This window comes from Gordonia polyisoprenivorans (genome assembly GCF_017654315.1).
In the GTDB taxonomy this organism is placed as follows: domain Bacteria; phylum Actinomycetota; class Actinomycetes; order Mycobacteriales; family Mycobacteriaceae; genus Gordonia; species Gordonia polyisoprenivorans_A.
The window spans coordinates 4,406,392-4,418,620 of record NZ_CP072203.1 but is presented as its reverse complement, the minus strand read 5'-3'; the positions used below and the strand labels follow the sequence as shown (position 1 = coordinate 4,418,620).

The window sequence follows — 12,229 nt, the reverse complement described above, 5'->3', positions numbered from 1 at the left end:
ATCAGGGATTCGCAATAGTGATGTGCCACCCTCACAATCCCGTGATCAGGTGCTCATGCATCTGCCCGAGCACGGCGGCCATATTGTATTGGGCCATCGTCGATTTCCCCTCGACGTCACGCGTGTAGGTGGCGTGACCGGCCGATCCGACGCGCCGGACACCGGTGCGGTCGACGCCGGCGCGGGTGGCGAGGCGGATCAGCGACGGGCTCTCGACGGGGTCGCTGCCGAACAGTCCGAGGTCGGCGATCTGGTCGTCGTCGTTCTTCAGGACATAAGCGGCACCGGACACGAGATTGAAACTCTCCGGCGTGTAATCGAGGTCGAATCCGCGGTCACCGCCGAGGCCGGGAGAGCCGTAGAAGATGACGTCGTCGATGAGGCCATGGGTCAGACGTAGGGCCTCGGCGGTGACCAGTGACCCGTACGAGTGGCCCAGGGCAACCAGGTGGGGTCGGCGATCCGACGCCGCGACGAGGCCGGCGAAGAACCGCGACAGGATCGGTGCGGTGTCGCGCGCCTTGCTCGACGTGGCGACATGCAGCGCGCCGCGGGCTGTGGACACGCGGCGGCCCGGTCCTTTGAAATTCGGTGTGTCATAACCGATCCAGGCGATCGCGGCGACGGTCTCGGTGGGGCGTCCGACGATGGCCAGCTGGCGCAGGGTCTCCTCGCGCAGCAGGCGCCCCTCACCGCCCATACCCTGGTAGGCCAGATCGCCGGTCAGGGACGGTTGAACGGTCGTCCCCAAACCGGGGGTGGTGACGCCGATGTGGTCGGCGGAGTCGGGATTGCCGACGGCCACCGCCGCGTGCCCGCGCTCACCGCTGTGCATGTCGAACGAGATGAGCAGCCGCGGATGGGCCGGCTCGGAGCGGTGGAGCTCCCGTTCGATCGCCCCGATGTCGGCGATCTTCGCGTCGACGTACCACTTGCGCGAATCATCGGAGGTGAACGTACCGCCGAATCGGTTGTCGGCGAGCCGTTCTGCCAATGTGTGGCTCTGCCTCTCCAGACCGGCGCGGACCGTGGGCAGCAGCGCGCGATTCGCGAGATCGCGGTCCGCGGCCGGGAGTCCGTCGCTGTTGCCGATCCACTCCGGATGCTCGGTGTGCAACCGCTCTCGCTGCGCGACAGGCAGATCCGCCCACCACGCAGCACGTGTGGTGGGCGGACCCGAGAGCTCGGCCGGACGGTCGTCTGTCGATGCCACGACGTGAGACTAACGGCTGGCCTCGTCGAAGGTCATGACCGCTGCTCTCGGAGAGCGGCGTGTGCGGCCGGTCAGTCGGTGATCGGGGTGAACGTCGAGGTCGCGACCGGGACGCCGAGAACCGAGTTGATCGCCTTGTACCCGGTACCGGTCTTGACGAAGGTGATCCGGCTGACCGGCGGGATGTCGGCGTAGGCGCCCGAGGGCGTGCTCACGAGGTCGAGGGTGCCCGCCGTCCCGATCAGCTTGTCGCCGTCGACGGTGTAGTCACCGCAGCGTTGTTCGACCGAGCTGCCGTACTGGGTTTGTACGCACAGCCGGTACGCGCCGTCGGGGAGCGCGGCAGCGGCCGCACCGGTACCGGCCACGAGTCCGCCGGCGGCGGTGGCTGCGCCGGCGAGGGCGAGGACGACTGTTCTTCTCATTCTTCCCATGGCCGACATCATCACTGAGGGTTACCTAATAAGTCAAAGGGTGGCCTAACCTTGAGTAAGGGTGATGGTCCGGGGGAGTATTGAGGCGATGGGGTATCGGTTCGGGGTAGACGATGTGGCCTTTCTGCGGTCGCGACACGGGGTGAAGGCCCTCGAGATGGTGTCGGCGTTGCCGCTGACCGATCGGTCGATGCTCGCCGATATCACCGAGGCGCGTAGCCGTTATGCCCCGCACGACGCAGCACTGATCGAGACCGTGCGGTGCCGTCGGCGCGCAGCCGGAAAGCTGCGCCACGCCGACGATCTCCTGCTCACCGATGACGCCCTGCAACAAGCGACCGCATCGTCGGTGGCCGGGCACCGGGCCACCGAGATCGCCGCCCGCTGGCCAGGGGCAGTGGTCCACGACGTCACCTGCTCGATCGGCGGCGAGCTGATCGAGCTGGCCGCTGCTCCGGGAATCGGTGGGGTGATCGGCAGTGATCTCGACCGCGTACGACTGGCCATGGCCCGGCACAACACGGTGGCCCGACGAAACACTGCGATCGGTACCGGCCGGGCCCCGACGCTGCTCGTCGCCGACGCCCTCACGCCGACATCGACCGCCGATGTGGTCATCGCCGACCCGGCTCGCCGTTCGGGCGCCGGCCGCGTCTTCCGTCTCGACGCGTTGACCCCACCGCTCCTCGATGTGCTGATGACCTATTCGGGTCGGCCACTGGTGGTGAAATGCGCTCCCGGACTGGACTATCAGGTATTGCGTGATCGATTCGGGTTCGCCGGGCAGGTGCAGGTGACATCGCTGGATTCGTCGGTGCGGGAAGCGTGCCTGTGGTCGGGCCCGGGTATCGACGACGGCCGTCGGGCGACGGTGATGCGCACCGACGCCGACGGCACGGTACAGGTGTGGGAGATCACCGACGCCGAGTCCGACGACGTGGCCGTGGGTGAACCCGGGACGTTCCTCCTCGATCCGGACGGGGCGGTGGTGCGCGCCGGTCTGGTGCGCCACTACGCGCACCGGCACGGGCTCTGGCAGATCGATCCGCACATCGCCTATCTGACCGGCGATTCGGTGCCCGACGGCGAACGCGGTTTCCGCATCATCGAGCGCGTGCCCTCGACAGGGGAGAAGGTGCTCCGCAAAGCGCTCGCCGCGTACGACTGCGGCTCACTCGAGATCCTTGTCCGCGGCCTCGACGTCGACCCGGATGTCCTTCGAAAGCGGCTCAAGCTCAAGGGTTCCCGTCCGCTGGCGCTGGTGCTCACCCGCATCGGTCGCAAGGGGGTCGGCTTCGTCTGCGAGCCCGGGCTGCGGGCGGGCTGAGAGCCGGATCGCCGCGCAGCATCCGGCGGCGATCACGCACAGGGCGGCGGCCACGTGGAAAGCGTTGTCGTAGGAGCCTTGTGCGTCGCGGATGTAGCCGGCGCCGAAGGCGGCGATCGCCGCCCCCACCTGATGGAAGGCGAAGACCCAGCCGAAGATCACCGGCGTGTCGGCGCCGAAGTAGTGGCGACAGATCGCAATCGTCGGCGGAACCGTTGCGACCCAGTCCAATCCGTAGAAGATGATGAACACCCACGTGCTCGGTTCGGCGTGGGGAGACAGCAGCAGTGGCAGCAGGAGTAGTGACACACCCCGTCCGAGGTAGTAGACGACGAGCAGGACGCGAGGATCGACACGATCGGTGAGCCAACCCGAGAACACCGTGCCAGCGACGTCGAAGATGCCGATCGTGGCCAGCAGTGAGGCCGCGACCGTCGTCGGCATGCCGTGGTCGTGTGCGGCCGGGATGAAATGCGTACCGATCAGACCGTTGGTGGTGGCCCCGCAGATCGCGAAACTCACCGCGAGCAACCAGAAGGCGCGCACTCGCATGCCGTGGAGCAATCCGCTTGCGGCGGCACCGAATCCACGAGTGGGCAGTACCGAGTCCTCGCCACCGGGCCGAGCGCCGTAGGCGGTGGTACCGACGTCGGCGGGCCGGTCGCGGATGAACAGCAGGACCAACGGCACGACGGCCAAGGCGGCCACGGTGACGACGACCGACGCAACACGCCACCCGTGGGAGTCGGTGAGGTGGGCGACGATCGGCAAGAAGATGAGCTGGCCGGTCGCCGAGGCGGCGGTGAGCACTCCGGTCACCAGGCCGCGGCGTTCGACGAACCACCGCGTGGACACGGTCGCGACGAAGCCCATCGAGATCGACCCGGTGCCGAGTCCGACGAGTACCCCCCACAACAACAGCAACTGCCAGCTCGCCGTCATGAAGACGCCCAGACCGGTGCCGGCGGCGATGAGGAGCAGCGCGATGGTCAGGATCGGCCGGACCCCGAAGCGATCCATGAGCGCCGCCGCGAACGGGGCGGTGACGCCGAACAGCACCATGTTGATCGACATCGCCAAGCCGACCGTGGCGTGCGACCAGCCGAACTCCATGTGCAGCGGATCCATCATGACGCCGGGCACGGCGCGGAAACCGGCTGCGCCGAGAATCGCGACGAAGCTGACGCCGGCGACGATCCACGCCCAGTGCGGGCGGCGTCGCAGGCGCGCGGGTGGCCCGGCGCGGTGGGTATCGGTGGTCACCCGAACAAGCATCGGGGATGGCCGGGACCGTGTGCCACTGGCATGATTGCCAATATGTCGGAAAATCGTGCCACTACGGTGCCGCACCGAATCGCGGTACTCCTCGTTTCGCCCGTGGTCGGTTTCGACGCCACCATCCCGCCCCTGCTGTTCGGGCAGGCATGTGACGAGGACGGGCGGTCGTTGTACGAGGTGACCACGGTGTCGATCAGCCCGGGGCCGGTGGCGACCACCACCGCCTATCAGCTGATCGCGGCAGCCGGCCCGGAGGCGATCGCGACGGCCGACACGGTGATCGTCCCGGGCACCCGCGACGAGAACTGTCGCCGCCGGGCGTCGATGCCCGACGGCGTGGCCGCGGCGCTGGCACGGATCCGTCCCGACGCCCGCATCGTGTCGATCTGTACGGGGGCGTTCCTGCTCGCCGCCGCCGGCTTCCTCGACGGTCGCCGTGCCACCACCCACTGGCGCTACGCCGACGACTTCCGAAGGCTGTATCCCGATGTGGCACTGGATGAGTCGGTCCTCTACGTCGACGAAGGGCAAATCCTCAGCTCGGCGGGGCTGGCGGCGGGAATCGACCTGTGCCTGCACATCATCCGTCGCGATCACGGCGCCGCCGTCGCCAATCGGGTGGCGCGGCACTGCGTGGTGCCACCCTGGCGCGAGGGTGGGCAGGGACAATTCATCGAGCGCGGGGTCCCCGGCGACACCGGTCACCTCACCCAGGCCACGCGGGAGTGGGCGCTGACCCATCTCGACGAGGCGCTGAGCGTGGAACGGCTTGCCGCACATGCGCATCTGAGTGTCCGGACCTTCATCCGGCGGTTCCGGGAGGAGACCGGAACGGCGCCGGGATCGTGGCTGCGAGACCGCCGCGTGGATCTGGCGCGCGAACTGCTCGAGACGACTGGCGCCTCGATCGACGAGATCGCCGAACGGTCAGGCCTCGGGTCGGCGGACAATCTGCGACACCATCTACGCAACGAGCTGGGCATGGCTCCGTCGGCCTACCGCAAGACCTTTCGCGGGGCGTGAACCGACCGCGCCCGCCGGCCCGGCATCACCGGGCGCGCAGGTCTACTGCCCGGCGATGTTGCGCTTGCTGTCGAAGAAATACACCTCGCCGATGTTGGTGGCGGTGGCGATCTGACCCGACGACGACACCGCGATCCCGGTGGCGAACCCGCCCGAATCCGGTAGCGGCACCGACTGTTTCGTCTTGCCGTCGGTGGTCGACACCTCGGTCAGCGACAACGTCTGTGCCCCCGCGTCGCGAACCACGGTCCACGCGGTACCGGCACTGGTCAGGGCCGAGAGGCTCACGGTGGCGAGATCATCACGCTGCCACACCTTTTCGGCGCGGTTGCCCTCGTCGCGCAGCAGGGTCAGCGGCGCCCCGATCACACCGGTGGGAATGATCAGGCCATCCGGCGAGACCGTCATGGTGGCAAAGCCGTAGCCGCCGTTGTCATAGGTCCAGCGGGTCCGGCCGGTGGCCGCGTCGAGCGCCACGATCTGGCCGAGCCTGCTGAAGGCGTAGACGGTCGCGCCGTCCGCCGAGACCGTCGCCGGCCCGATGACCCCGCCGGACACCTGGGCCTTCCACAGTTCGGTCACCGTGCGCTTGCCGTCGGTGGCGGCATAGGAGAAGCCGCGGATCTCGCTCGCGATCGCGCCGGTCGGCCAGACGTTGAGGAAGAAGCGTTGATGGGCGACGTCGACCGCTGGTGGTGCGGGGACCGTACAGCGCGGGCCGTTGGTGACGCAGTCACCGAAGCCGTACAGCGGATCCCCCGGATCGGCCTCCGGGCGCAGACGCACCTCCGGGGCCACCGGGTTCGAGGTCTGGGTGTTGAGCAGCAGGATCTGACCCTGCGTGGTGACCACCAGGACCACCCCGCTGTCGGCGAACTTCGCCGAGAGCGGCACGCCGATGACCGGCATCCGCCAGCGGATCGCGCCACCGGCGTTGAAGGCGAGGAAGGTGGTCTCCTCGCCGATGTAGGGCTGATCGTATTGATCGGTGAGCATCGCGTTGGAGGCCACGCCATCGCGCATGTTCTTGCAGAAGTTCTTGCGGCCGTTGCGCTGATCGAGCACCAGCAGGTCGCACCCCGAGGAGTTCGACGTGACGCCCACATTGCCGGTCGCCGAGATGGTCACCGGCGCGGTCACCGTGCCGCCGGTCGGACGGGTCCAGCTCAACGCGAGGTCATCGGGGACGGTGGGGTAGACGAAGTTCGAATTGGCGGCGTTGCCGCCGAAACTCGACCATCCGGCGCCGTAGACGGAGCGGATGTCGATGTGCCCGTCCGAGCAGGATGACAGTGCCATCGCGGTCACCAGACCGAGTACCACGGCGACGAGCGCCGGAAACCGGCCTCGGGCACGTGAGCGTCGGGCAACCGCCATCGGAGCTCCTCTTCGCCTGGCCGTCGGAACCTCGCACCGGCGGCGCCAACGGTAGAGCCTATCGTGTGGCCCGCCGACGACGGCCAGGCCGGGGGAGTCGATTATGGTGGCCATCCATGACGACGATGTGGAATGCCAGCTACCGGTCGAGGTGGCGGGCGGGGCGACGTCGGGATCCGGCGCAGGCGCGATTCGTCAGCCTCGACTCCCTGCGGTGGGTGCTGCGGAATCGGGCATACACGCCCTGGTATCTCGTGCGCTACGTGCGGTTGGCGCGATTCCGGCTCGCGAATCCACACATCGTGTTGCGCGGCATGGTGTTCCTGGGCCGCAATGTGGAGATCCACGCGACCCCCGAGCTGAGCCGGATGGAGATCGGTCGCTGGGTGCACATCGGTGACGGCAATTCCATCCGCGCGCACGAGGGCAGCCTGCGGATCGGTGACAAGACGGTGTTCGGTTGCAACAACGTCGTCAACGCCTATCTGGATCTGGAGATCGGTGGCTCGACGCTGATCGCCGACTGGTGCTATATCTGCGATTTCGACCACCGCATGGACGACATCACCTTGCCGATCAAGGATCAGGGAATCGTGAAGGGGCCGGTGCGCATCGGGCCCGACACCTGGATTGCGACCAAGGTGACGGTGCTGCGCAACACGATCGTCGGGCGTGGGTGCGTACTCGGCTCGCATGCGGTGGTGCGCGGGGAGATCCCCGATTACTCGATCGCCGTCGGTGCGCCGGCGCGGGTCGTCAAGAACCGCAAGGACGCCTGGGACGCCAACGCCGCCCAGCGTGCCGAACTCGAACGCGCACTTGCCGACATCGAGCGCAAGAAGGCGCAGGCCGACCTCGAGCGCAAGCAGGCGCAGTCGGAGAAGTAGGGCTCACTCCCGCTGCGGCTGCGCCGGGTCTCGTTCGGGCAGTGGGCGTTGCGCGATGATCGGGCGTCCCGACGGCTGGCGGACCCGGCGTTTGGCCGAGGCATAGACGGCCGCGGTTCGGGTCGCGACCTCTGTCCACGCGAACTCCTCCGACAACCGTGCCCGCGCCCGCCGGGCGCGCTGGGCCGACATTTCGGGATCGGTCAGGGTGGCACGTACCGCCGCGGCCAGTCCGGCGACGTCGGCGGGCTCGAACGACAGGCCGGTCACCCCGTCGTCGACCGCCTCGCCCAGTCCGCCCGCGGTGGAGGTCACCAGGGGAATCCCGGTTGCCGCGGCCTCGAGCGCCACGATCCCGAACGGCTCGTAGCGGCTCGGCAACACGATCGCGGCACACCGATGCATCAACTCCACGAGGCCCCGATGATCGACCGCGCCGAGGAAGGTCACCGCTCGCCCGACCCGATGCCGGCGGGCCTGCTCGGTCAGCCATTCCAGCTGTGTTCCGGTGCCGGCGATGGTCAGCGTCGTGCCCGGGTGGGTACGACGGATACGGGGTAGCGCGGCGAGGAGGTCCTGCACGCCCTTCTCGTATTCGAGACGGCCGGCGAAGAGCAACTCGGCGGGACCCGTCGGCGTCGGGCGCGGCGCGAACGGCCATGCACGGATGTCGATGCCGTTGTGGATCACCGTGATATCGGCGAGGCGGGGACCCGGAACGGGGCGCTCGGTGCCGGAAGGGTCGGACCCCGATGGTCCGAACAGTCGGGTCACCTCGTCGCGCATCGACTCCGAGCACGTGATCAGGGCGTCGGAGTCGGTCGCCAGCCACCATTCCACCGAGTGGACCTGCCGGTTGATGCGGCCGCTGACCCACCCGCTGTGGCGTCCCGCCTCGGTCGCATGGATGGTGGAGATCAGTGGTACATCGAAGATCTCGGCGAGTGCGATGGCCGGGTGCGCCACGATCCAGTCGTGCGCGTGGACAACCTCCGGGGTCCAGCTCGTCGCCCGTGATCCCCGCTCGCCGGCGAGGATCGTCAGCCCCGCGCGGATGAATGCGTGTCCCATCGCCAGCGTCCAGGCCATCATGTCGGTACCGAAGGAGAACTCCGGCGGGTCCTCGGCCACCGCGATCACCCGCACCCCGTCGACGACACGATCGGTCGTCGGATGCGACACCGCATCGGTACCCGACGGACGACGGGTCAGGACGACGACGTCGTGGCCGAGTCCGGCCAACTCGGTGGCCAGGTGGTGCACGTGACGACCCAGCCCGCCGACGACGACCGGTGGGTACTCCCACGAGACCAGCAGGACCCGCATCACCGGCACCGCCCGGTGGTGTGGTCGGTGGCCGCGAGGAGGCGGCGCGCATCGGCCTCGAGGAGGCGGCGCGCATCGAGGTCGGCGAACAGGTTGTCGGCGCGAGACCAGTTGCGTCGCAACCTCTCCGCTGTCGCGGCGCGGCCACGGAGGGCGGCGTCGACGATCTCGCGGGTGGCGTGGGCGTGGGTGTGGGCCCGGCCGATCGCGTAATCGGCGGCGGTGTCCTTGGACACCATGAACGGCCAGTCCGAGGAGACCGTCAGCAGTGCTTCACGGACGATCTGGTCCGCGACGCGGTTGCGGCCCGCCCGCGGGTCGACGATCTTGTCGATGGCGTCGAGCGCGGTCCGGCTCACCTCGGCGTTGAGCTGCACGAGATGCGACACCTGTGGCCCCTCCCAGACCCGCCAGTCCTTGCCCGATCCCCACGACGACGGCGGAAGATCCACGGGCGCACCGATATAACCGTGTGCGGCGGCGCCGGCGAGGGTGCCCACCCGCACGCCCGCCTCGGGCAGCCTGCGCAGCACGCGCTCGAGCCAGATCGGCCCCTCGTGCCACCAATGACCGAACAACTCGGTGTCGAAGGCCGCGACCACCAGCGCCGGCCGCCCGATGCGCTGCGACTCGGAGATCAGACGTCGGCGGACATGGCCGATGAAGTCGTCGACATGACGGTCGATCACGGCATCGGCCCGCTGCGGGTCGTAGGGCTTCTTATCTTGGGCGGCAACGGTTTTCCCGGTCACCCGAGACGGCTTGAGGCCGGTCGCGTGATCGTAGGTGTGGAAGTCGCGGTAGGCGGCATGCCCGGGATATCCCGACTTCGGGGACCACACCCGGTAGCTGACGGTCAGGTCGCGCCCGAAGGCCACGACGTCGCCGGTGCCGACGGGCCGCCCGAGCGCAGTATCACCGTGCAGTGTCGGTCCGTCGACCATGAAGTGGCCGACGCCCGCGGCGGCGTACTCGGCTTCCATTCCCGGGGCGAAGGCGCATTCGGGGGCCCAGATCCCGTGTGGCCTTGTGCCCCAGCGCAAGCGGGCATCGGCGAGGCCTTCGCCCAGGGAGAATCGCCGCAACCGGGCGTCGAGCAACGGTGCGAACGGATGGGCCAGGGGCCCGCCGAGGATCTCGGCGACCCCGCCCTCGGCCACCGCACGGATCGTCGCAGCACCCCCGTGGCGCCAATGACGCTCGAACTCGGCCAACGCCTGTGTCGCGCTGCGATGTTCACGCACGCCCAGGGCGCGGCGGTCCGGGTCGGCGTCGACGGCCGCCTCCATCGCCCGCAACCGCCAGTCGGCCAGCCACTCATACATCGACGTCGTGCAGTGCAGGTCGTCGAGCTGCGCGGCGAGCACCGGGGTGATCCCGAGCGAGACCATGTCGGAGAAACCGTCGGCGGCCAGTCGTCGCAGCATCGCGAAGACCGGCAGGTACGAGGCGGCCCACGACTGATACAGCCATTCCTCGCCGACGGGCCATCTGCCGTGATTGGCCAACCACGGCAGATGCGAGTGCAGGACCAGGGTGAACTGGCCCGGGACCGGGGACGGTGGAGTCCGCTGAGAGGTGGGCACGCGCTACGACCGCATCGCGATCGCGAGCAGATCCAGACTGGCGTCGATGTCGGCGTCCTCGGCGTCACGGATGTCGAAGTCCTCCGCGCCGATCCCGGCGACGTCGGCCACCAACTCCTCGGGCCAGGGCCGGCCGGCCAGGGCCCGCTCGATCTGTGCGTCGATGAGTGAACCGCCCCACCTGCGATCGAGATGTGCGAGCCGTTCGCCGTGGTGGACGCCGAGCATCGAGGTGAGCGAGAACCCGGCGTCGGCGAGCAATTCACTCAATTCGGCGGCGTCGAGTTCGCGGGTGTGGAACGGATTGAGCGGGGTGTCGCGGCCGGGGGAGAAGGTGATCCGGTTGGGGGTGGAGATGAGCAGTTCACCGCCCGGTCGTAGGACGCGCGCGCATTCGGCGAGGAAGGCCGGTTGATCCCACAGGTGTTCGATCACCTGGAAGTTGACCACCACGTCCACCGAGTCGTCGGGCAGCGGCAGGTCGATCAGATTGCCCTGCACGATCTCCACCTGCGGATACCGACGCCGCGTGTGGGCGACGGCCGACTCGTCGTAGTCGACGCAGGTGACCTGCGCGCCGGCGTCGGCGAGCATTGCCGCCCCGTACCCCTCGCCCGAACCGGCCTCGAGGACCCGGCGTGCGGTACACCGGCCGACGATGTGGGCGTAGGCGACCTCGTGCCGACGGAACCAGTAGTTCTCCGCGGGGATGCCGGGGACCGTGCGCTCCCCGGTGAGGGCGAGCTGTTCGTCCGTTGTCAGGGCCCGCGGCGTGCCGGGTGTTACATCCCGGTGTACGTCGGTCATCCGCACGACAATAGTCTCCCGTCCATTTTGTGAGCTAGTCGATGTTCTGCCCGATAATAGGACGGGCTAAAGTAGGGAAGACCGATGGCCTTACCCGCCGGTAAGTTGCCGAACCCGACGCAGGAGGTCGACGAAGACCCATGACAAATATTGTCGTTCTGATCAAGCAGGTCCCTGACACCTGGTCCGAGCGCAAGCTCTCCGACGGCGATTACACCCTCGATCGTGAGGCCGCCGACGCGGTTCTCGATGAGATCAATGAGCGTGCGGTCGAAGAAGCGCTGCAGATCAAGGAAGCCAACGGCGGCGAGGTGACCGTGTTGACGGCCGGTCCGGAGCGGGCGACCGAGGCGATCCGCAAGGCGCTGTCGATGGGTGCCGACAAGGCCATTCACATCAAGGACGACGCCCTGCACGGCTCGGATGCGGTGCAGACCGCCTACGTGCTCGCCCGTGCGCTGGGCACCGTCGAGGGTGTCGAACTCGTCATCGCCGGTAACGAGGCCACCGACGGTCGTGTCGGGGCGATCCCGGCGATGATCGCCGAGTACCTCGAGCTCCCGCACCTGACGCATCTGCGCAAGCTCACGCTGGAGGGCGAGACCCTGACCGGCGAGCGCGAGACCGACGACGGCATCTACCACATCACCGCGGAGCTGCCGGCGATCGTCAGCGTCAACGAGAAGATCAACGAGCCGCGCTTCCCGTCCTTCAAGGGCATCATGGCCGCGAAGAAGAAAGAGGTCCAGGTCGTCGGCCTGGCCGAGATCGACGTCGAGGCCGACGAGGTGGGTCTGGCCAACGCGGGCTCGGAGGTCACCAGCTCCACCCCGAAGCCGCCGAAGACCGCCGGTGAGCGTGTCACCGACGAGGGTGACGGTGGCGTGAAGGTGGCCGAGTACCTGGTCGCGCAGAAGATCATCTAGCACCGGCCCGCAGACCACCACCGTGCCTGCGGGCTTGCGCTCCGG

Annotated in this window: 10 protein-coding genes and 1 pseudogene; 4 read left to right on the top strand and 7 right to left on the bottom strand. The window is 68.3% G+C overall.

The genetic code is table 11. The annotated features are described in order from the left end of the window. Positions 1-31: 31 nt before the first annotated feature. Both J6U32_RS19940 and J6U32_RS19935 read right to left on the bottom strand, forming a co-directional pair. Entirely contained in the window at positions 32-1,213 is a 1,182-nt protein-coding gene (locus tag J6U32_RS19940) for an alpha/beta hydrolase (RefSeq protein ID WP_208791826.1), read from the bottom strand. Between the two features lie 71 nt (positions 1,214-1,284). Further along, positions 1,285-1,638, bottom strand: a complete 354-nt coding sequence (locus J6U32_RS19935; protein WP_208791825.1) for a hypothetical protein — start codon at positions 1,636-1,638, stop codon at positions 1,285-1,287. Positions 1,639-1,711: 73 nt separating this feature from the next. Here J6U32_RS19935 and J6U32_RS27730 point away from each other — a divergent pair. Beyond that, positions 1,712-2,896 (top strand): annotated as a pseudogene (locus J6U32_RS27730) (THUMP-like domain-containing protein); the annotation flags it as partial. Here J6U32_RS27730 and J6U32_RS19930 read toward each other — a convergent pair. After that, complete coding sequence (locus tag J6U32_RS19930; protein ID WP_208791824.1) at positions 2,819-4,237, bottom strand: MFS transporter; 1,419 nt, start codon at positions 4,235-4,237, stop codon at positions 2,819-2,821. The pseudogene J6U32_RS27730 and the gene J6U32_RS19930 sit on opposite strands and share 78 nt — an antisense overlap. 54 nt (positions 4,238-4,291) lie before the next feature. Between J6U32_RS19930 and J6U32_RS19925 the strand changes: the two genes are divergently transcribed. After that, positions 4,292-5,275: a GlxA family transcriptional regulator gene (locus J6U32_RS19925; RefSeq protein ID WP_208791823.1), complete on the top strand. Its 984-nt coding sequence runs from the start codon at positions 4,292-4,294 to the stop codon at positions 5,273-5,275. A 42-nt stretch (positions 5,276-5,317) separates the two neighbouring features. Here J6U32_RS19925 and J6U32_RS19920 read toward each other — a convergent pair whose 3' ends face one another. Further along, a complete protein-coding gene (locus tag J6U32_RS19920) occupies positions 5,318-6,652 on the bottom strand; it encodes a PQQ-binding-like beta-propeller repeat protein (protein ID WP_208791822.1) in 1,335 nt (444 codons plus the stop codon). 116 nt (positions 6,653-6,768) lie between these two features. Between J6U32_RS19920 and J6U32_RS19915 the strand changes: the two genes are divergently transcribed. Next, entirely contained in the window at positions 6,769-7,539 is a 771-nt protein-coding gene (locus J6U32_RS19915) for an acyltransferase (protein WP_208791821.1), read from the top strand. Between the two features lie 3 nt (positions 7,540-7,542). On the opposite strand, the gene J6U32_RS19910 is transcribed toward J6U32_RS19915, so the two are convergent. The 3 genes from J6U32_RS19910 to J6U32_RS19900 are packed head-to-tail and all read right to left on the bottom strand — an operon-like array spanning position 7,543 to position 11,258. Then, positions 7,543-8,865 carry a glycosyltransferase family 4 protein gene (locus J6U32_RS19910; RefSeq protein WP_208791820.1) on the bottom strand — a complete coding sequence of 441 codons (1,323 nt, stop codon included), beginning with the start codon at positions 8,863-8,865 and terminating at the stop codon, positions 7,543-7,545. Continuing rightward, on the bottom strand, positions 8,865-10,451 hold the full coding sequence (locus J6U32_RS19905; RefSeq protein ID WP_208791819.1) for a 1,4-alpha-glucan branching protein domain-containing protein: 1,587 nt from the start codon (positions 10,449-10,451) through the stop codon (positions 8,865-8,867). Before J6U32_RS19905 ends, J6U32_RS19910 begins: the two co-directional genes overlap by 1 nt. 3 nt (positions 10,452-10,454) lie before the next feature. Then, positions 10,455-11,258: a class I SAM-dependent methyltransferase gene (locus tag J6U32_RS19900; protein ID WP_208791818.1), complete on the bottom strand. Its 804-nt coding sequence runs from the start codon at positions 11,256-11,258 to the stop codon at positions 10,455-10,457. Between the two features lie 140 nt (positions 11,259-11,398). Here J6U32_RS19900 and J6U32_RS19895 point away from each other — a divergent pair, with 140 nt between their 5' ends. After that, a complete protein-coding gene (locus J6U32_RS19895; RefSeq protein WP_006371767.1) occupies positions 11,399-12,184 on the top strand; it encodes an electron transfer flavoprotein subunit beta/FixA family protein in 786 nt (261 codons plus the stop codon). The last annotated feature ends 45 nt before the right edge of the window (positions 12,185-12,229 follow it).